We start from the raw sequence: 19,087 nt of genomic DNA, 5'->3' as shown, positions 1-19,087 counted from the left end.
CCGGCACGGCAGGGGCCCGGTACCGACGTCCGCCGGTACCGGGCCCGCGCGTCTCCGTGCCCCGGCCCGTGTCGTCCGTGCCCCGGCCCGGGCGGCTCAGCCCATGTCGAGGGTGTCCGCCGCCTCGACCTCTTCGCGGGTGACACCGAGCAGGTACAGGACCGTGTCCAGGAAGGGGAAGTTCACCGCCGTGTGCGCCGCCTCGCGCACCACCGGCTTGGCGTTGAAGGCGACACCGAGCCCCGCCGTGTTCAGCATGTCGAGATCGTTCGCACCGTCACCGATCGCCACCGTCTGCGACAGCGGCACCCCCGCCTCGGCGGCGAACCGGCGCAGCAGCCGGGCCTTGCCCGCCCGGTCCACGATCTCCCCGATGACCTTGCCCGTCAGCTTCCCGTCGACGATCTCCAGGGTGTTGGCCTGGGCGAAGTCCAGCCCCAGCCGCTCCTTCAGATCATCCGTGACCTGGGTGAACCCACCCGAGACCACACCCACTTGATAGCCGAGGCGCTTCAGCGTACGGATCAGGGTGCGGGCGCCCGGCGTCAGCCGCACCTCGCTGCGGACCTTGTCCACCACGGAGGCGTCCAGGCCCTCCAGCAGCGCCACGCGCGCGTGCAGTGACTGCTCGAAGTCGAGCTCCCCGCGCATCGCGGCAGCCGTCACCCCGGCGACCTCGTCCTCGCAGCCGGCGTGCGCGGCGAAGAGCTCGATCACCTCGTCCTGGATGAGCGTGGAGTCCACGTCCATGACGACCAGGCGCTGCGCCCTCCGGTACAGCCCCGCCCCGACCACGGCGACATCGACCCCGAGCATGGCCGCGTCGGTCACCAGGGCGGTGCGCAGCGGCTCCGTCTCCACGCCGGACACCGCGAACTCCACGGCTGTCACCGGGTACTTGGCGAGCCGGAAGATGCGGTCGATGTTGCCGCCGGCCTTGGTGATCCGCGCGGCGATCGCCGCCGTCGCCTCCGACGTGAGGGGGTGGCCCAGCACGGTGACCAGGGAGCGGCCGAGCCCGCGCGGACGGTTGTCGCCCTTGCCGGAGATTATCTCCGCCTGCATCCTCATCGACTCCGCCCAGCTGTGGACGGTCGCCCGCAGGTCCCCTTCCAGCCCTTCGGGCGGCTCGGTCACGAGCGCGCAGAGCACGATGCGGCCACGGGTGACGACCTGCTCGATGTCGACCACGTCGACCGAGTAGGCGGCGAGGGTGTCGAAGAGGCCGGCCGTGATGCCCGGCCTGTCCTTGCCGAAGATCTTGACAAGGAGGGTGGGAACGTCGGTGGTCTGCGATGCGCTCATGGTGTTCCCACCGTATCCGGCACCCAGTGCCCCGCGCCTCCGAGGTCCGCCAGCCGGACAGCGAACACCGCCTGTCACACCGGTGTCCCGCACATGACGCGCCGGAGACCTCCCGCAGCTCACCCGCCCTTTTCCTCCACCCGCCCGTGTCCCGCGGGGCCACCGCACGGCCGTCCGTGTCCCGCGGGGCCCACCCCACGGCCGTCCGGTCGCCGACGAGGCCGCCTCCCACGGCGCGGGCTCATCACCCGTCGGCTTCCTACGGCGACGGGCTCATGGTCCGTCGGTCTCCCACCCGTCCGGCTGTCGTGGCGGCGGCTTCCGCGGGGCCGGGGGAGGTGGCGGCGGAGGCGGAGGTCCCTCGTCCGGCCACAGTGACCGCCTGCCACCTCCGTCTTCGTTCCCGCCCCGAGCCCCATCCCGAGCCCCGCCCCGTTCCCCGGCCCCTCGCCGGGGCCCAAGCCCGGGCGGCCCGACCGGCCGGATCACGGTGGGCGCCCCGTAGATGTCGCCGCTCCCGTCGCCGTCCTCGGGCGCCCCGGGACCCCCACCGGCCGACGGCTCCCGGGCCTCTCCCGGCGCGTCCTGAGGCTCCCGCGCTTCGCGCGCCTCCCACGGCCACGGCCCCCGCTCCCGCGATCCCGGGGGTCCCTGCCTCCACGGTGCCCGTCGCTCCTGCGGTCCGCGCCCGTCCGGCCCACCGGCACCCGGTGCGCCCCCGGCCCCCCGAGGCGCGTCTTCGGGGGGCCGCGCTCCGTACGCCCCCCACGACCCCCGCTCCCGCGACTCGCGCGGTTCCCCCGACGCACGGGACGCCCACGTCTCCCGCGACACCCGCAGATACGGATTGGTGTCCGGGTTCGGCGGGCGGTAAGGGGCCCCCGGCTCGTAGGGCCCGGCGGCCGTTCCTCCGCCCGCGCCCCCGACGGCCGACGCCGCCCGCCACTCCCCGGCCGCCTTGCCGGCACCCCCTGCCAGCGGCGCCGCCCGCACCCCCGCCGCCCCGCTCGACCGGGCCAGCAACGCGCCCACCGCGCCCGCGCCCGCTCCCCACACCGCGCCCAGCAGGAGCGCCGTGCCGAGCCGGCCGCGCAGCTCGATGCCGGCGCCGAACGCGTCGAAGCCCAGCACGGACAGCGAGGCGTTCGCCGACACCTCCGTCAGCCAGGCCAGCAACGGCAGCACCAGCGCCGTGGCGACACCCAGCCGCAGCGCACACCGCCCGGCGAAGCCGGCCGGTCCCACCGGCTCCGTCCCCACCGGCGTCCGTACCCCCGTCAGCACCCCCGCCAGCAGCATCATCAGCGCGGCGGCCACCGCCAGCAGCCACACCCGCCCGTCGAGCTCCGCCAGCCGGCCCAGTGTGACGGACCGGTCCGCCCCGGCCCGCAGCAGATCGTCCACGGGGTGCGGCAGCGCCCCCAGCAGCGCCCCGCTCGCCCGCCCGTCCCACGGCACAAACAGGCCGATCGACACCCCGGTCCACACCCCGTTCGGCGCCCCCAGCAGCGCCGCCCCCACGATCCGCCGGGGATGGTCGTCACCGATCGCCGCGTACCCCGCCGCCGCGAGCCCCGCCGCCACCGCCACCAGCCCCACCGTGACGAGGGCGGACACCGCCGGCCGTACGGCACGGTGCACGGCGTCCCAGCCGCGCGGCAGGGGAGTGCGGCGGGACGCCAGCAACGCGACGAGCAGGACGCCGGCCGACCAGCCGAGCCCCCCGAGCAGCGTCGGCGCCGTGTCGACGGTGAATCCCACCGCCGCCCGCGCGTCGACGAGGTCACCCACCCGGTCCGGCAGCAGCCCCCCGACATCGCCCAGCCCCGGGATCTCGACCCCGCCACCGCCCACCCCCGGCAGGTCGTCCAGTCCCAGCGAACCCCCGTCGATGGTGACGACGTCGTGCCCCGACCGGACCAGCCCGCCCGTCACCGCCACGAACAACCCGACCACCGCGCCCGCACGCGCGAGGAGTTCGGCACCGGAGACCACAACTCCCGCGGCCCGCAAGGACCGCAGGAAGAAGTACGACAGCAGCAGCGCACCCACCAGACTCACACCCAGCGGCGTGACCTCCAAGGCCGTGCCGGCTTCCGCGCCCGACAGCCCGAAGGCGGACACGTCACCGGACGGCGTGACCGAACCGCCCGCCCCCAGGGCCACCACCGCGGCGGTCATCGGACCCAGCGAACCGGCGGCGTCCGCGTCCAGCAGGTGCAGCCCGAGCGCCGCCGTCCCCGCCATCCCGATCAGCGCCCAGCTCACCGCGGCGACCGCGGACATCACCACGTCGACCCACGGCACGCGCGTACCGGGCCGCGCGGCCCCGGCGCTCGTGGCAGCACTCATGGCAGACCCCCCGATCCGCGACGCGGTGTGACGACCGCACATGTCCCCCTCGCGTGGTTTACCACTCTCCGGGCCGATTTCAACCTCGCCGACGAAAGCCGGTGAACACCTTGGTGCGCGCTCGTGACAAGGCCCGACTTTCGGTCAGAGGGCCAGGCCTGAAATAGTTCCCCCCGATGTTCGCCATCCCTAGACTCCCTGCGACGGGGGAAATTCGGGGGACAACTCAGTGGGGCATGGAGTGCCGGAACTCGTACTGGAATCAAACGGACGGACCTGGACGCTCGATCCGTCCAGGGCATACACCCTCGGACGCGATCCGCAGGGGGACGTCGTGCTGGACGACGCCAGGGTCTCCTGGCGTCACGCCACGATCAGCTTCAACGGGCGCAGTTGGGTCATCGAGGACCACGGCAGCACCAACGGCACGTTCGTGCAGGGGCAGCGGATCCACCACCTGGAGCTCGGCTCCGACACGGTGCTGAACCTGGGCAACGCGACCGACGGCCCACGCGTGACGCTGTCCGGCGCAGGCGCAGGCGCAGGCGCAGGCGCAGGTGCGGGCGCAGGTGCGGGAGCAGGCGCCGCGGCCCGGGCCGCCACGCCGCAGGCCCAGCCGCAGCAGCCGTACGCGGCCCAGGGCGCCAACGCCGGCTGGTCCCCGCAGACGCCGCAGCAGCAGCCGCCCGCCCAGCAGCCCGGCTGGCAGCAGCCGCAGCAGCCCGCGCCGCACATCCCGCAGCAGCAGGGCCCCGGCAGCGGCGCGGGCGCGCCGCCGGTCCACGGCGACCGCAGCCCCACCACGTTCCACCAGTTCTCCCTCGGCCGCGTGATGCGCATCGGCCGCGCCCTGGAGAACGACCTGGTCGTCTCCGACCTCCAGGTCTCCCGCAACCACGCCGAGTTCCACTCCACGCCCGACGGCCGCATGGAGATCCGCGACCTCGGCTCGCACAACGGCACGTACGTCAACGGTCAGCCGATAGCCAAGGGCGGCTCGCAACTCCTCGGCCCCACCGACGTCGTGGGCGTCGGCCACTCGACGTTCCGGATCGTCGGCGACCGGCTCGAGGAGTTCGTCGACACCGGTGAGGTCTCCTTCTCCGCCCGCCACCTGACGGTCACCGTCGACGGCGGCAAGCAGATCCTCAAGGACGTCTCCTTCGGCGTCCCCGAGAAGTCGCTGATCGCGGTCATCGGCCCGTCCGGCTCCGGCAAGTCCACGCTGCTCAAGGCCCTCACCGGCTACCGCCCCGCCAACCAGGGCGAGGTCCTCTACGACAACAGGAACCTCTATAAGCAGTTCGCCGAGCTGCGCCAGCGCATCGGTCTGGTCCCGCAGGACGACATCCTGCACAAGGAGCTGACCGTCAAGAAGGCCCTCAAGTACGCGGCCAAGCTCCGCTTCCCCGCCGACACCACGGCCGCCGAGCGCGAGTCCCGCATCGACGAGGTGCTGCGCGAGCTCAAGCTGGACATCCACAAGGACAAGAAGGTCACCTCCCTGTCCGGCGGCCAGCGCAAGCGCGTCTCCGTCGCCCTGGAGCTGCTCACCAAGCCGTCCCTGATCTTCCTGGACGAGCCCACCTCCGGCCTCGACCCGGGCATGGACCGCGACGTCATGCAGCTGCTGCGCGGCCTCGCCGACGACGGCCGCACGGTCCTCGTCGTCACCCACTCGGTGGCCGAGCTGGCGATCTGCGACAAGCTCCTGGTGATGGCGCCCGGCGGCTCCGTCGCCTACTTCGGCCCGCCCGAGGAGGCGCTGAACTTCTTCGGCTACGACAGCTGGGCCGACGTCTTCTCCGCCTTCGAGAACTACCGCGACTACGACTGGGCGGGCCGCTGGAAGGGCTCGCAGCACTACCAGATGTACGCCGCGGACATCGACGCGGTCGCGCCGCAGTCCGTACAGGTCCCGCCGATGCAGGCGATGCGGCCACCGAAGCCGCAGGGCTGGATGTCACAGTTCGTGACCCTGGTGCGCCGCTACGTCTCGGTGATCGTCTCCGACAAGGGCTTCCTCGCCCTGACGGTGATCCTGCCGCTCGTCCTCGGCTCGGTGAGCCTGCTCATCGACTCCGGCAAGGACCTGCTGGTCAACACGGAGATCAACCCGAACACCGGCAGGCCGGTCGGCAACGGCACGGCCCTCACCGTCCTGCTGATCCTCGCGGTGGGCGCCTGCTTCGCGGGCGCCGCCAACTCCGTCCGTGAGCTGATCAAGGAACGGGTCATCTACGAGCGGGAGCGCGCGACCGGCCTGTCCCGGTCCGCGTACCTGATGTCCAAGGTGTTCGTGCTCGGCCTGATCACCATGCTCCAGGGCCTCATGGTGGGTGTCATCGGCTTCTCCAGCCGGACCGTCCCGGACGAGGGTCTGATCCTCCGCAGTCAGATCCTGCTGGAACTGTGCATTCCGATCATGGCGCTGGGCTTCACCGCGATGATGTTCGGCCTGATCATCTCGGCCCTGGTGAAGACCGCCGAGAAGACCATGCCGCTGCTGGTCATGTTCGCGATCGTGCAGGTCGTCTTCACCGGCTGCCTGTTCCCCCTGGCCAACTCGGTGGGCGTCAACGAGCTCTCCTACCTGATGCCGTCGCGCTGGGCGGTCGCCGCCGCGGGCACCACGCTGGACTTCAACAACATCAGCCCGCCCGCCAAGGGCGACAGCGACGACCCGCTGTGGGAGCACACGGTCGGCGCCTGGAGCATGGACATGGTCGCCCTGATCGTGCTCGGCGTGATCTGCGGCTTCTTCGTGGCCCGCTTCCTGCGCCGCCACGAGCCCGAGGTCATGCGCAAGTAACCCGCGCCGTACGACCCCGAAGGGCGGCACCCCGTCAGGAGGGTGCCGCCCTTCGGCGTTCGTGTTCGCGAGAAGAGGTCCGCGCCGACCTCAGTACGCGCTGTCGACGTTGTCCATGGTGCCGTACTTGTCGGCCGCGTAGTTGCAGGCGGCGGTGATGTTGGCGACCGGGTCGTAGATGTCCTTCGGGGTGCCCGGGACGTGGTAGGCCTCGAAGGTCGGCGGGATCACCTGCAGCAGGCCCTTGGACGGGATGCCGTTCTGGGCGTTGATGTCCCAGAGGTTGATCGCCTTCGGGTTGCCGGAGGACTCCCGCATGACGTTGCGGTGGATGCCCTCGTAGGAGCCCGGGATGCCGTGCTTCTTCATGATGTCCAGGGACTCGCGGATCCAGCCGTCCAGGGTGTCGCTGTAGTTCTTCTGCGGGGCGGCCTGCTTCACCTCGGCGCGCTCGGCGGCGCGGCTCGCTGCCTCCTCGGCCTGGCGGGCCTTCTCCGCCTCGGCCTCCGCGGCGGCCTTCTTCTCGGCGGTGGCCCGGGCCGCGGCCTCCTTCTTCGCCGCGATCTGCTCGACCTTGAGGCTGGAGCCGGCGGCCTGGTCGGTGACGCTCGCCTTGACGCCCTGGATCGGCTCGGTGCTGTACGCGACCTTCGCCGTGGGGGCGGCGACCTCGGCCGTGGTGGCCGTGGACGCGTTGCTCGGGACGGCCGAGAAACCGATGGCGGCGGCGCCGAGGGCCGCGACGCCGGCGACGGCGATCTTGTGGTGACGGCTCAGGGCACGGCTATGACCACGGGTGAGGATGTTCTTGGACATGCGGGATGGACCTCTTCGAATAGCGCGGAGGTCGCTCGACGTCCGGTGGGGACAGGGTGCTTTCGGCACGAACGCCGCGGGCTGGAAACCCACGGCGCTGAGCGACGCAGCCATTCTTAGCGGCCGCAAAATGGCAGGGCAAAGGTGTGACGTACGAAGCCGGGTAGTGGATCAGGGAGGGGTAAACCGGGACAGAGGGTGGTATATGTCCCGATCACGTGGGCGGTATGTCTCTCCTAATCCCCTTCGTACGTGACGTGCGCCCTATGCCCGGCCTCACATCGACCACCCCTCGCCCTCACCAGAGGTTGCTGAAGCAATGCTCTGTGTGAGGAGGTCCGGTCACTCCGGGAGAACCAGGTGCACGTCACCGAACTCGTGCCACAGGTAGCGCCCGCGCAACGCCTCCTCGTACCCCCGGCCGATCGCCGCCCGCCCCGCGACCGCCTCCAGCATCAGCAGGTGAGAGGCCTCCGGCTCGTGCAGCCCGGTCAGCAGCCCGTTCACCACCCGCACCCCGCGCTCGGGGGTCACCACCAGGTCGGTCCACCCCGCGCGGGCCCGCACCACGCCGTCCGCACCGGCCGCCGACTCCACCGCCCGTACGGCCGTCGTCCCCACCGCGATCACTCGGCCGCCCCCCGCCCGCACCGCCCCGATCAACCGCGCCGACGCCTCCGGCACCGTGAACCGCTCCGGATACGGCGGCTCGTGCGCCTCCGCCGACGCCACCCCCGTGTGCAGCGTGACCGGGGCGAACCACACCCCCCGGCGCACCAGCTCCGCCACCGTCCGCGCGGTGAACGGACGCCCCGCGCTCGGCATCTCCGCACTCCCCGCACCGTCCGGCGACGGCAGCGCGAACACCGTCTGGTACGCCGACAACGGCTGGTCCCGCTCCGTGTACGCGTACCGGATGGCCCGCCCGTGCTCCCGCAGCACCCCGAGCACGTCCCGCGACACGCGCGCCCACCACAGCCGCTCGCCCCGCGCGCTCAGCGGCTCCTCCAGCACCAGCCGCGCGCCCCCGGCCAGCCGCACCTCTGTACCCGCGTGCGCGCCCGCGCGCGGGCGCGTGGTGCCGCGCCCGTCCGGCTCCCGCAGCTCGACCGCCCACCGGCCGTCGTCCCCGCGCGTGGAGAAGTGCACCACCACGCGCGCCTGCCCGATCCACCCCCCGACCGCCGCCGCCAGCGTCGGCGAGGTGTTCACCACCAGCAGGTCCCCGGCCCGCAGCAGCCCCGGCAGCTCCACGAAGGCGTGGTGCGACACCGCCGTGCCCCGCGACACCAGCAGCCGCACCGAGTCCCGGTCGAGCCCCGGCCCCCGCCGCTCCACCGGCACCCGCGCGGACAGCTCCTCGGGCACCTCCACGGCCACGGTCACCGCCGCTCCTCCAGCAGGGCCGGAGCGGCGTGGCGGCCGCTCGCCGGCCGCTCGTCCAGCAGCCGCAGGAAGGCGGGCACCACACGAGCCGGCTCCGGCCGCGGACCGTCGTCGTCCGGTACGGCCGCCGCGTACAGGTCCGTCGCCATGTCACCGGGATCGACCGACCACACCCGCAGCCCCGGCTCCTCCACCGCCAGCACCGCCGCCAGCTGGTCCAGCGCCGCCTTGGACGCCCCGTACCCGCCCCACGTGGGATACGCCTCCACGGCGGCGTCCGAGCTGACCACCAGCACCGCCCCGGCCGCCGCCGCCCTGAGCAGCGGCAGCGCCTCCCGCACCAGGCCCAGCGCCGCCACCACGTTCACCTCCAGCGCCCGCCGCAGCCCGTCCAGCGGCAGCTCCTCCAGGCGCACCAGCGGCTCCGCGCCCAGCGCGCTCGCGTTGTGCACCACCAGGTCCACCCCGCCCAGCCGCCGCGCCGCCGCCACCAGCTCCACGCGGTGCGCCGCGTCCGTGACGTCCCCCGGCAGCGCCGTCACGCGCGTGCCGTGCGCCGACACCAGCCCCGCCGCCTCCGCCAGCGGCACCGGGTCCCGCGCGTCCAGCACCAGATCCCAGCCACGCTCCGCCAGCCCCCGGGCGAGCGCCTCCCCGAGCCCCTTCGAAGCCCCCGTGATGATCGCGACCGGCATGGCAACCGTCCCCTCGTCTCGTCCTCGCACGCCGCTCGACCGGCGTGCCCTCAACCTAGGGACCGGCCCGCCACGCCGCCTCGGGCCCGGGACGCAGCACCCCGGGGCCCTTCGCCCTACGCCACCGACCCCGGTCCCGCGGTCCTACGCCCCGACCGGGACGGGGGACCTTCGACCTAGGTCCCGCGGCCCGCCCGATCCCGCTGTCACCGCCCGCCGGTACCGTGAGGACATGAGCCACGGCCCCCGGTCCGGCCTCGCCGCGGTGAGCTCCGCGTTGCTGGCCATGAGCAGGCACCTCGAGGTGCGCGACGTCCTCAAGACGATCGTCGCCTCGGCCCGCGAACTCCTCGACGCGCAGTACGCCGCGCTCGGCGTGCCCGACGACCACGGCGGCTTCGCCCAGTTCGTGGTCGACGGCGTCAGCGACGACCAGTGGAAGGCCATCGGCCCCCTCCCGCGCCGGCACGGCGTCCTCGCCGCGATGCTCGACGAGGCCGCCCCGCAGCGCCTCGCCGACGTGCGCCGGGACCCCCGCTTCGAGGGCTGGCCCAGCGCCCACCCCGAGCTGGCCGACTTCCTCGGCCTGCCCATCCGCGACGGCGACGAGGTCCTCGGCGCCCTGTTCCTGGCCAACAAGAGGTGCCCCAAGCCCGAGGGCACCTGCGGCTTCACCGAGGACGACGAGGAACTGCTCGGCATCCTCGCCCAGCACGCCGCCATCGCCCTCACCAACGCCCGGCTCTACGAACGCAGCCGCGAACTGACCATCGCCGAGGAGCGCTCCCGCCTCGCCCACGAGCTCCACGACGCCGTCAGCCAGAAGCTCTTCTCCCTGCGGCTCACCGCCCAGGCCGCCGCCCGCCTCGTCGACCGCGACCCCTCCCGCGCCAAGGGCGAACTCCAGCAGGTCGCCGCCCTGGCCGCCGAGGCCGCCGACGAACTGCGCGCGGCGGTCGTCGAGCTGCGTCCCGCGGCCCTCGACGAGGACGGCCTCGTCGCCACGCTCCGCACCCAGATCCAGGTCCTCGACCGCGCCCACACCGCGCGCGTGACCTTCACCGGCCACGGCGTACGCGCCCTGCCCGCGGCCCAGGAGGAGGCGGTGCTGCGCGTCGCCCAGGAGGCCCTGCACAACGCGCTGCGGCACTCCGGCGGCGACCACGTCGACGTCACCCTGGACCGCCGCGGCGGCGGAGCGGTCCTGCGGGTCAGCGACGACGGCGACGGCTTCGACCCGCGGGCCGTCCGCCACGCGGGCCGCCATCTGGGCCTGGTCTCCATGCGGGACCGCGCGAGCGGGGTCGGCGGCAGGCTGACCGTGGAATCGGCGCCCGGCAAGGGCACCACGATCGAGATGGAGGTCCCCGGTGGCTGACGCAATCAAGGTGCTGCTGGTCGACGATCACCAGGTGGTACGCCGGGGGCTGCGCACCTTCCTCGAGGTGCAGGACGACATCGAGGTCGTCGGCGAGGCCGCGGACGGCGCGGAAGGGGTCGCCCTGGCGGGGGAGCTGGGGCCCGACGTCATCCTCATGGACGTCAAGATGCCCGGCATGGACGGCGTGGACGCGCTGCGCCGGCTCCGCGAACTGGGCCACCCCGCGCGCGTGCTGATCGTCACCAGCTTCACCGAGCAGCGCACGGTCGTCCCCGCCCTCCGCGCGGGCGCCGCCGGGTACGTGTACAAGGACGTCGACCCCGACGCGCTCGCCGGAGCCATCCGCTCCGTGCACGCCGGGCACGTCCTGCTCCAGGCGGAGGTGGCCGGCGCGCTGCTGTCCCAGGAGGAGACCGGACCGGGCACGGGGCGCGCGGGCTCCCTCACCGAGCGGGAGCGCGAGGTGCTCGGGCTCATAGCGGACGGCCGCGCCAACCGGGAGATCGCCCGCGCCCTGGTGCTGTCCGAGAAGACCGTGAAAACCCACGTCTCGAACATCCTGATGAAACTCGACCTCGCGGACCGCACCCAGGCCGCCCTGTGGGCCGTACGCCACGGTCTGAGCGGCTGACCCCTGACGCCTCGGACCGGTCGGAAGGTTCCCCTCCGATCCGAGATTCATACCGTAGGGGGAATGTCCCTCGGATGGCCGTATCCGTGGTCGGCGCCGGCCGTTCTCCAGTGCACGCCGCGGCGCCTGCCGCGGTCATCGCAAGGAGGGCTCGGAAAGTGAAGAACCTGAAGAAGGCAGCGGCCGTGACGATGGTGGCCGGCGGTCTGCTCGCGGCCGGCACGGGGATGGCCTCTGCCACCGAGGGCAGCCACGCCGACGGCGCGGCCGTGGGCTCCCCGGGCGTCGTCTCCGGCAACCTCGTCCAGGTGCCGGTCGACGTCCCGGTCAACGTGTCCGGCAACAGCGTCAACGTCATCGGCGTCCTGAACCCCGCCTTCGGCAACACCGCCGTCAACCACTGACGCGCACCCCCCGAGCCCCGGCCGCCCGCCCCCACCGAGCGCCGGGGCTCCCCGCTTCCCACGAACCCGGGCAGCGCGACGCGCCGCCGCTGCGGGCAGTCGTGCCGCTGGGGCGGCACGGGTGGGCGCAGCGGCACCCCGTAAACGCCGGGCTGCGCGAACACCCCCCGGCCCGCACCCACGCCGAGACACAGCGCAAGTACCGGAACCGCGCACCCCTACCCCGCGCTCACACCCCGCTCACCCCCGAAGGGACCCTCACCCCACCCCCCGCTCCTCCACAACGGAGTTGTACGCAGCCACCTGCGCCCGCCGAGCCGTCCGCTCCACAGGCCGCAACGCACCGGCCCGCGCCACCATCTCCGACGCGCTCACCGCACCCCCGTGCCCACCCGCCCCCGCCAGCGACACCAGCACCCCCACCCGCTGAGCCAGCTCCAGCACCCGCGCCGCCCGAGGCGGATACCCCGGCGCCAGCACCTCCCGCCCCCGCGCCCCCGAGGCCCGCGCCCGGTACGCGTCGATCGCCGCCTCCGCCACCGGCCCCGACCCGGCCACGTCCAGCCGCGTCAGCACCTCCGTCGCCTCCCGCAGCGCCTCCGCCAGCTCCCGCTCCGCCTCCCCGAGCGACGGCACGTCCGCCGGCGGCGCCTCCCGCACCGGCAGGCAGTGCCACACCACCTCCACGTGCACATCCCCCGCGGGCCCGGCCTCGGACACCTCCGGCACCAGCCCGAACGCGGCCCCGGAACAGACCACCGCCTCCTCCGCCTCCAGCGCCCGCGCGTTGAACTCCGGCGGCCCGCTCAGCCCCAGCGGATGCCCCGGCGTCGGCAGCGCCACCCGCAGCCCGCTCACCCCCAGCGCCCGCAGCCGCCCCAACGCCAGCGTCAGCCCCACCGGCGCCGGCTCACCCGGCAACCCCTCCACCCGGTGCACCGCGTCCTCCCCGACGATCGCGAGCACGGCGTCATCCGGCGAGACAAGTCCGGCAAGAAGGGCGTTTCCCCAAGCGGCAAGGCGTCCAGAGCGAGGTTCCGAGAGCATGCGTACACCCTAGACAGACCCCGAGAACCGGACCGGAGGAATGTCCGGGTCGACCGGTGGCGTAGATTTCATGAAGGGCTGCGCCCACGGGTGCGGCGGACCCACCCACAGGCGTACGCGACAGCCGAGACCGGCCACACTGCAAGGGGAGACAACGCGCTCATGAGCGATGTTCTGGAGCTTCAGGACGTATCCGTGGTCCGTGAGGGCCGGGCTCTGGTGGACCAGGTCTCCTGGTCGGTCAAGGAGGGCGAGCGCTGGGTCATCCTCGGCCCCAACGGCGCCGGCAAGACCACCCTCCTCAACATCGCGTCCAGCTACCTGTACCCCAGCAAGGGCACCGTCGGCATCCTCGGCGAGACCCTCGGCAGGCCCGGCACCGACGTCTTCGAGCTGCGCCCCCGCATCGGCGTGGCCGGCATCGCCATGGCCGACAAGCTGCCCAAGAGGCAGACCGTCCTGCAGACCGTGCTCACCGCCGCCTACGGCATGACCGCCGGCTGGCAGGAGCAGTACGAGGACATCGACGAGCAGCGCGCCCGCGCCTTCCTCGACCGCCTCGGCATGTCCGAGTACCTGGACCGCAGGTTCGGCACCCTCTCCGAGGGCGAGCGCAAGCGCACCCTCATCGCCCGCGCCCTGATGACCGACCCCGAGCTGCTGCTCCTCGACGAGCCCGCCGCCGGACTCGATCTCGGCGGCCGCGAAGACCTGGTACGCCGCCTCGGCCGGCTCGCCCGCGACCCGATCGCCCCCTCCATGATCATGGTCACGCACCACGTCGAGGAGATCGCCCCGGGCTTCACCCACGTCCTGATGATCCGCCAGGGCAAGGTCCTCGCCGCCGGACCGCTGGAACTCGAACTCACCTCCCGCAACCTCTCCCTCTGCTTCGGCCTCCCGCTCGTCGTGGAACAGGTCGGCGACCGCTACACCGCCCAGGGCCTCCCGATGTCCTGAAACCCCGCCCGCAGCCCAAAGCCCGGAGCCGCACGGCGCGTTCAGACCGATCGGCGCCCTGTCGGCGACCGGGTGCGCGGTCCTACCATGACCACGTGGACATCGACGCATGGCTGTGGTGGCTCATCGGCGCGGCGGTACTCGGCATCGGGCTCGTGATCACCGCGATGCCCGAACTCGGCATGCTCGCGGTGGGCGCCGTCGCCGCGGCAGTGGTCTCCGGCATCTTCGGCGGCGGCGCCGTCGCCCAGGTGGTGGTCTTCGCCGTCGTCTCGACCGCCCTCATCGCCGTCGTACGGCCCATCGCGAACAGACACCGCGTCGGGCGGCCCCAACTCGCCACCGGCGTGGACGCCCTGAAAGGGAAACAGGCCGTCGTCCTGGAGCGCGTCGACGGATCCGGCGGCCGGATCAAGCTGGCCGGCGAGGTCTGGTCGGCACGCGCCCTCGACGCCGGCCGCGCCTACGAAGTGGGCCAGGAAGTGGACGTCGTGGACATCGAGGGAGCCACGGCCATCATCATGTGACCGGGCACGACACAACTGGGGCGAACAACCCCCCAGTTGCACCGATGGTCTGTCAGACTCGACCAGCAAGATCTTCAACAAGGAGATCTTCCGCAGGCACGAGAGCTGCCGCAGGCGCCGAGGCTAAGAAGGGTTCGGGGAACCGACGATGCAACCGATCATCATCGTCCTGATCATCCTGGTGGTGCTGGTCTTCATCGCCCTGATCAAGACGATCCAAGTCATCCCACAGGCCAGCGCCGCCATCGTCGAGCGCTTCGGCCGCTACACGCGGACGCTCAACGCGGGCCTCAACATCGTCGTCCCGTTCATCGACACCATCCGCAACCGCATCGACCTGCGCGAACAGGTCGTCCCGTTCCCGCCGCAGCCGGTGATCACCCAGGACAACCTGGTCGTCAACATCGACACCGTCATCTACTACCAGGTGACCGACGCCCGCGCCGCCACCTACGAGGTCGCCAGCTACATCCAGGCCATCGAACAGCTCACCGTCACCACGCTCCGCAACATCATCGGCGGCATGGACCTGGAGCGGACCCTCACCTCCCGCGAGGAGATCAACGCGGCCCTGCGCGGCGTCCTCGACGAGGCCACCGGCAAGTGGGGCATCCGCGTCAACCGCGTCGAGCTCAAGGCCATCGAACCGCCCACCTCCATCCAGGACTCGATGGAGAAGCAGATGCGCGCCGACCGCGACAAGCGCGCCGCGATCCTCCAGGCCGAGGGCGTCCGGCAGTCCGAGATCCTGCGCGCCGAGGGCGAGAAGCAGTCCCAGATCCTGCGCGCCGAAGGTGAGGCCAAGGCGGCGGCCCTGCGCGCCGAGGGCGAGGCCCAGGCGGTCCGTACGGTCTTCGAGGCCATCCACGCCGGCGATCCCGACCAGAAGCTCCTCTCCTACCAGTACCTCCAGATGCTCCCCAAGATCGCCGAGGGCGACGCCAACAAGCTCTGGATCGTCCCCAGCGAGATCGGCGACGCCCTCAAGGGCCTCTCCGGCGCGATGGGCAACTTCGGCGCGATGGGCGGCGGCAACGCCCCCTCGGGACCCGCCAACGTCCCCTCCCAGGAACGCCGGGAAAAGCCCTCCATCGACTGAAACCCTCTAGGGGCGCGGGGAACTGCGCGAACAACCACGCACAACCCGCGCCCGGGGAACCAACCGAACCCCTACGGCGAAGCCCTCACGCCGCGTCCAGCGTCAGCCACTCGGGCAACGCCTCGAAGTCCTCGGCGCCCAGCGCCAGCAGCATCGCATCGGCCGGCGTGGGCTCGAACGGCCGTCGCAACAGCGGCATCCCCGCCTGCTCGGGCGTCCGGTTCGCCTTGCGGTGGTTGTCCTCCGCGCACGACGCCACCGTGTTCAGCCACGTGTCCTGCCCACCGTGCGACCGCGGCACCACGTGGTCCACGGTCGTCGCCCGCCGCCCGCAGTACGCGCACCGGTGCCGGTCCCGCACCAGGACACCCCGCCTCGACCACGGCGCTTGTCTTCGGAACGGCACCCTCACGTACTGGCAGAGCCTGATCACCCGGGGCGCCGGTATGTCGACCGCGGCTCCACGCATCCGCAGCTCGGGGTGGGCCTGCTCGACGACGGCCTTGTCCTGAAGCACCAGAACGACGGCTCGGTTCAGCGTCACCGTCGACAACGGCTCGAAGCTCGCGTTCAGTACCAGCGTGTCCCGCATACCAGCCCACCTCCCGTGTGCACCGGCCCACCCCTCGGCGGGCTGGGATCAACTCTGGCCGGGCACGCCGAGATGGACAACGCAATATCCACTGCTCCTGCGGGAGGTGACCCCCGCGACCCCCGGCAACAAAAATGCCCGCCCCTGATCAATTCCATGACCAGGGGCGGGCAAACGTTCCATGAACCCTCGGGGCCGCGCGGGAGACCGCTCAGGACTCCGCGGGCACCTCGTACTCACCGATCAGCTGCGCACGCGCCAACGCGTGGAACCGCAGGTTGAAGCCCACCACGGCGGGAGACGCGTCCGCGTCCGGACCGAGCTTCTCCTGGTCCACGGCGTACACCGTGAACACATACCGGTGCGGCCCGTCCCCGGGCGGCGGCGCGGCACCACCGAAGTCCTTGCTGCCGTAGTCGTTGCGCGCGTGGACCGCGCCCTCGGGCAACCCCTCGAACGTGCCGCTCCCCGCACCGGCCGGCAGCTCGGTCACCGTGGCCGGGATGTCGAACACCACCCAGTGCCAGAACCCGCTGCCCGTCGGGGCATCGGGGTCGTAGCAGGTCACGGCGAAGCTCTTGGTCTCCGGTGGGAACCCCTCCCACCGCAGGTGCGGCGAGGTGTTGCCGGCCGCGTGGACCTGAGCGTCCTTGAGCGTCGTCCCCTCCTGCACGTCCTCGCTCGTCACCGCGAACGACGGCACGGGCGGATGGAAGTCGTGGGGGAGCGGCCGCCGCTTGAGCTCGGTCACCTCGGTACCTCCTGATCGGTTGCGTTCAGTCGCAGACCGAGCCTAGAACCAGTTGCGCTTGCTGCCGACCTCCGACAGCCACTGGTTGAGGTACGCCGTCCAATCGGTCCCCTGGTAGTCGTTCAGCCCCACCTTGAAGGAGCGGAACGTGTCGCTGCCCTCGCTGAACAGACCCGGCTTCTTGTCCATCTCCAGCACCACGTCCATGGCCTGCTCGTCGGCCACGAAGCTCAGCTCGACCTGGTTCAGCCCCCGGTACTGCTGCGGCGGCAGGAACTCGATCTCCTGGTAGAACGGCAGCTTCTGCCGGGTGCCCCGGATGTGCCCGCGCTCCATGTCCGCGCTCTTGAAGCGGAAGCCCAGCTGGATGAACGCGTCCAGGATCGCCTTCTGCGCCGGCAGCGGGTGCACGTTGACCGGGTCCAGGTCACCGGAGTCCACGGCCCGTGCGATCGCCAGCTCGGTGCTCACCCCGATGTTCATCCCGCGCAGCGCCTGCCCGTCGATCATCGTGATCGGCGTCTCCCACGGGATCTCCAGCCCGAACTGTACCGCGTGCACCGCACCGGCCTGGATCTCGAAGGCACCGCCCAGCGACGACTTCGCGAACGAGATGTCCTGCTTGACCTCCTGGTCGCCGCTCTCCACCTCGACCTTGGCCTGCAGCCCGACCGACAGCCCCTCGATCTGCTGGTTCACGGACCCGCCCTGGATCCGCACCTCGCCCTGGACGACACCGCCCGGAACGACGTTGACCTCGTGCAGCACCGTCTCGACCGAGGCCCCGCCGGCACCCAGACTCGCCAGCAGCTTCTTGAACGCCATGTCTCTCCCTCTCCAGGCGACCCCCGTGGGCCACACCTGATCCGTCGTCCTGCGTCGAGTCGTACGTATGGACCCTTGATCCCTAACAACGCGATCCGGCCGTGACCGGTTCCGCGCCCCACACCCTGGCAACCGCGGAGCCCGTCGGCCACCCCGTGGCACCGACCGTCTCCAGTACCCTCGGACGGCATGATCGCGACCCCCGACCGTACGCCCCCGCCCGGAGAGCTCTTCGACCGCCCCGTCCTCGAGGTCACCCCCGGCCTCCTCCGCCGGATCCCGGTCCGCACCACCCCGGACGGTCCGATCGCCCTCCGCCACACCGAGGTCGAGGCCCACGACGGTCAGGACGACCCCGGCTCCCACGCCTGCCGCGGTCGCACCGCCCGCAAAGACGTGATGTCCGGTGCGCCCGGCCATGCGTATGTCTACTCCACCTGTACCTGTGGCACGTCAAGGCGGTCAGCATGAACGTCGACCTCCTCGCCCACCCAGCCGAAGAGGTCGCGCCCAAGCTGCTCGGGAGCGTCCTCACCTGCAAGACCTCCGAAGGGACCGTGAGCATCGCCGTCACGGAGACCGAGGCGTACTCCGGTACGGCCGACCCGGCCTCCCACGCCTACAGAGGCCGGACACCCCGTAACGCCGTCATGTTCGGACCCGCGGGACACCTGTATGTCTACCGGTCCCACGGTCTCCACTGGTGCGCCAACGTCGTCACCGGGACGGACGGCATCGCCTCGGCCGTCCTCATCCGGGCAGGCAGGGTCATCGAGGGGGAAGACCTGGCACGCGAGCGTCGGGGGAAGAAGGTCGAGAGCCCCCGCCTTGCCCGAGGTCCGGGGAACTTCTGCCAGGCACTCGGCATCACGGCGGAGCACAACGGCGCGAACCTCCTGACAGGTACCTCGGTCATGTTGTCCGAGGGCGAGTCGGTACCTGCCGAGCTCATCCAGGCCGGTCCTCGGGTAGGCGTGAGCAAGGCCCACGACTGGCAGCACCGGTTCTACCTCGCCGGTGATCCGACGGTCTCGGCGTACCGACTGAGCCCCAGAGCCAAGCCCTCCGCCGAGGCCTGAGCCGCTGTGCGTCTCGCTCACGGTTCGCCGGCGTCGACCACGCGCCCAACGGCACGGACACCCGCTCCGCCATCGAAGTTGACTCGACCTTGGAAGGTGCGTAATGTAGTCCGAGCCGCTTGAACCGGGTACGGCGATCGCCTGCAGCCGGAAGCGGCCAACCCACTACCTACGATCACCCCTCAGCGGGGTCGAATTCGTCATGTCTTCATGTCTGAATTCCGAACCGCGGAGCCCGATTATGAATCGAGCGGGGGAATCGGTTAACGTAGTGAATGTCGAAAGGTCGACAGGCGAAAGCCGATGGCTTAACGGCATATCCCATCGACTGGGAATCAGGCCCGAAAGGATCTGATAGAGTCGGAACCGCCGGAAAGGGAAACGCGGAAGCGGAACCCCGGAAAGCACCGAGGAAATCGGATCGG

The 19,087-nt window shown here is 71.8% G+C and carries 17 protein-coding genes and 1 pseudogene; 9 read left to right on the top strand and 9 right to left on the bottom strand.

The window, feature by feature from the left end:
• Positions 1-96 precede the first annotated feature (96 nt).
• Positions 97-1,305: a phosphoserine phosphatase SerB gene (serB, locus tag ACH5AO_RS27830; protein WP_398929306.1), complete on the bottom strand. Its 1,209-nt coding sequence runs from the start codon at positions 1,303-1,305 to the stop codon at positions 97-99.
• 273 nt (positions 1,306-1,578) lie between these two features.
• Complete coding sequence (locus ACH5AO_RS27825; protein ID WP_398929304.1) at positions 1,579-3,657, bottom strand: streptophobe family protein; 2,079 nt, start codon at positions 3,655-3,657, stop codon at positions 1,579-1,581.
• Between the two features lie 241 nt (positions 3,658-3,898).
• On the opposite strand from ACH5AO_RS27825, the gene ACH5AO_RS27820 reads away from it, so the two are divergent.
• Positions 3,899-6,469 (top strand): FHA domain-containing protein, encoded by a 2,571-nt coding sequence (locus tag ACH5AO_RS27820; RefSeq protein WP_398929302.1) that lies wholly within the window; start codon positions 3,899-3,901, stop codon positions 6,467-6,469.
• Between the two features lie 90 nt (positions 6,470-6,559).
• Here the strand turns inward: ACH5AO_RS27820 and ACH5AO_RS27815 are convergent, their stop codons facing one another.
• From ACH5AO_RS27815 to ACH5AO_RS27805, 3 genes are all read right to left on the bottom strand, one after another.
• Positions 6,560-7,285, bottom strand: coding sequence for a transglycosylase SLT domain-containing protein (locus ACH5AO_RS27815; protein WP_398929300.1), 726 nt, complete (start codon positions 7,283-7,285; stop codon positions 6,560-6,562).
• Positions 7,286-7,627: 342 nt separating this feature from the next.
• The gene (locus ACH5AO_RS27810) at positions 7,628-8,671 is read right to left on the bottom strand and encodes an S-adenosylmethionine:tRNA ribosyltransferase-isomerase (protein ID WP_398929298.1); all 1,044 of its coding nucleotides are present in this window, start codon (positions 8,669-8,671) and stop codon (positions 7,628-7,630) included.
• A complete protein-coding gene (locus ACH5AO_RS27805; protein ID WP_398929296.1) occupies positions 8,668-9,366 on the bottom strand; it encodes an SDR family NAD(P)-dependent oxidoreductase in 699 nt (232 codons plus the stop codon). The genes ACH5AO_RS27810 and ACH5AO_RS27805 overlap by 4 nt, the downstream gene beginning before the upstream one ends.
• A gap of 232 nt (positions 9,367-9,598) precedes the next feature.
• Between ACH5AO_RS27805 and ACH5AO_RS27800 the strand changes: the two genes are divergently transcribed.
• The 3 genes from ACH5AO_RS27800 to ACH5AO_RS27790 all read left to right on the top strand — a co-directional run bounded on the left by ACH5AO_RS27800 (position 9,599) and on the right by ACH5AO_RS27790 (position 11,782).
• The gene (locus tag ACH5AO_RS27800; RefSeq protein ID WP_398929294.1) at positions 9,599-10,744 is read left to right on the top strand and encodes a GAF domain-containing sensor histidine kinase; all 1,146 of its coding nucleotides are present in this window, start codon (positions 9,599-9,601) and stop codon (positions 10,742-10,744) included.
• The gene (locus ACH5AO_RS27795; protein WP_398929292.1) at positions 10,737-11,378 is read left to right on the top strand and encodes a response regulator; all 642 of its coding nucleotides are present in this window, start codon (positions 10,737-10,739) and stop codon (positions 11,376-11,378) included. The genes ACH5AO_RS27800 and ACH5AO_RS27795 overlap by 8 nt, the downstream gene beginning before the upstream one ends.
• Before the next feature lie 158 nt (positions 11,379-11,536).
• Positions 11,537-11,782: a chaplin gene (locus ACH5AO_RS27790; RefSeq protein WP_398929290.1), complete on the top strand. Its 246-nt coding sequence runs from the start codon at positions 11,537-11,539 to the stop codon at positions 11,780-11,782.
• Positions 11,783-12,040: 258 nt separating this feature from the next.
• Here ACH5AO_RS27790 and ACH5AO_RS27785 read toward each other — a convergent pair whose 3' ends face one another.
• Entirely contained in the window at positions 12,041-12,829 is a 789-nt protein-coding gene (locus tag ACH5AO_RS27785) for a hypothetical protein (protein WP_398929289.1), read from the bottom strand.
• Between the two features lie 162 nt (positions 12,830-12,991).
• Here ACH5AO_RS27785 and ACH5AO_RS27780 point away from each other — a divergent pair, with 162 nt between their 5' ends.
• The 3 genes from ACH5AO_RS27780 to ACH5AO_RS27770 all read left to right on the top strand — a co-directional run bounded on the left by ACH5AO_RS27780 (position 12,992) and on the right by ACH5AO_RS27770 (position 15,415).
• Positions 12,992-13,789 (top strand): ABC transporter ATP-binding protein, encoded by a 798-nt coding sequence (locus ACH5AO_RS27780; protein ID WP_398929287.1) that lies wholly within the window; start codon positions 12,992-12,994, stop codon positions 13,787-13,789.
• 95 nt (positions 13,790-13,884) lie between these two features.
• A complete protein-coding gene (locus tag ACH5AO_RS27775) occupies positions 13,885-14,316 on the top strand; it encodes an NfeD family protein (protein ID WP_398929285.1) in 432 nt (143 codons plus the stop codon).
• Between the two features lie 148 nt (positions 14,317-14,464).
• The gene (locus ACH5AO_RS27770; RefSeq protein ID WP_398929283.1) at positions 14,465-15,415 is read left to right on the top strand and encodes an SPFH domain-containing protein; all 951 of its coding nucleotides are present in this window, start codon (positions 14,465-14,467) and stop codon (positions 15,413-15,415) included.
• Positions 15,416-15,500: 85 nt separating this feature from the next.
• Here ACH5AO_RS27770 and ACH5AO_RS27765 read toward each other — a convergent pair whose 3' ends face one another.
• The 3 genes from ACH5AO_RS27765 to ACH5AO_RS27755 all read right to left on the bottom strand — a co-directional run bounded on the left by ACH5AO_RS27765 (position 15,501) and on the right by ACH5AO_RS27755 (position 17,583).
• Positions 15,501-16,007, bottom strand: coding sequence for an HNH endonuclease (locus ACH5AO_RS27765; RefSeq protein ID WP_030858391.1), 507 nt, complete (start codon positions 16,005-16,007; stop codon positions 15,501-15,503).
• Positions 16,008-16,218: 211 nt separating this feature from the next.
• Positions 16,219-16,758, bottom strand: a complete 540-nt coding sequence (locus ACH5AO_RS27760) for a YbhB/YbcL family Raf kinase inhibitor-like protein (protein WP_398929281.1) — start codon at positions 16,756-16,758, stop codon at positions 16,219-16,221.
• A gap of 42 nt (positions 16,759-16,800) precedes the next feature.
• Complete coding sequence (locus tag ACH5AO_RS27755) at positions 16,801-17,583, bottom strand: sporulation protein (protein WP_398929279.1); 783 nt, start codon at positions 17,581-17,583, stop codon at positions 16,801-16,803.
• A gap of 189 nt (positions 17,584-17,772) precedes the next feature.
• Here ACH5AO_RS27755 and ACH5AO_RS27750 point away from each other — a divergent pair.
• Positions 17,773-18,035: pseudogene (locus ACH5AO_RS27750) on the top strand (DNA-3-methyladenine glycosylase); the annotation flags it as partial.
• A 15-nt stretch (positions 18,036-18,050) separates the two neighbouring features.
• Complete coding sequence (locus ACH5AO_RS27745; protein ID WP_398929493.1) at positions 18,051-18,662, top strand: DNA-3-methyladenine glycosylase; 612 nt, start codon at positions 18,051-18,053, stop codon at positions 18,660-18,662.
• The last annotated feature ends 425 nt before the right edge of the window (positions 18,663-19,087 follow it).

The sequence above is a fragment of the Streptomyces sp. NPDC018964 genome (assembly GCF_044390325.1).
In the GTDB taxonomy this organism is placed as follows: domain Bacteria; phylum Actinomycetota; class Actinomycetes; order Streptomycetales; family Streptomycetaceae; genus Streptomyces.
This window is presented reverse-complemented; position numbering and strand designations above follow the sequence as displayed.

Excerpts from the sequence above, each read along its gene's own strand:
- serB (WP_398929306.1), bottom strand. The coding sequence starts at position 1,305 with ATGAGCGCATCGCAGACCACCGACGTTCCCACCCTCCTTGTCAAGATC.
- ACH5AO_RS27825 (WP_398929304.1), bottom strand. The coding sequence starts at position 3,657 with ATGAGTGCTGCCACGAGCGCCGGGGCCGCGCGGCCCGGTACGCGCGTG.
- ACH5AO_RS27815 (WP_398929300.1), bottom strand. The coding sequence starts at position 7,285 with ATGTCCAAGAACATCCTCACCCGTGGTCATAGCCGTGCCCTGAGCCGT.
- ACH5AO_RS27805 (WP_398929296.1), bottom strand. The coding sequence starts at position 9,366 with ATGCCGGTCGCGATCATCACGGGGGCTTCGAAGGGGCTCGGGGAGGCG.
- ACH5AO_RS27800 (WP_398929294.1), top strand. The coding sequence starts at position 9,599 with ATGAGCCACGGCCCCCGGTCCGGCCTCGCCGCGGTGAGCTCCGCGTTG.
- ACH5AO_RS27785 (WP_398929289.1), bottom strand. The coding sequence starts at position 12,829 with ATGCTCTCGGAACCTCGCTCTGGACGCCTTGCCGCTTGGGGAAACGCC.
- ACH5AO_RS27780 (WP_398929287.1), top strand. The coding sequence starts at position 12,992 with ATGAGCGATGTTCTGGAGCTTCAGGACGTATCCGTGGTCCGTGAGGGC.
- ACH5AO_RS27770 (WP_398929283.1), top strand. The coding sequence starts at position 14,465 with ATGCAACCGATCATCATCGTCCTGATCATCCTGGTGGTGCTGGTCTTC.
- ACH5AO_RS27765 (WP_030858391.1), bottom strand. The coding sequence starts at position 16,007 with ATGCGGGACACGCTGGTACTGAACGCGAGCTTCGAGCCGTTGTCGACG.
- ACH5AO_RS27755 (WP_398929279.1), bottom strand. The coding sequence starts at position 17,583 with ATGGCGTTCAAGAAGCTGCTGGCGAGTCTGGGTGCCGGCGGGGCCTCG.
- ACH5AO_RS27745 (WP_398929493.1), top strand. The coding sequence starts at position 18,051 with ATGAACGTCGACCTCCTCGCCCACCCAGCCGAAGAGGTCGCGCCCAAG.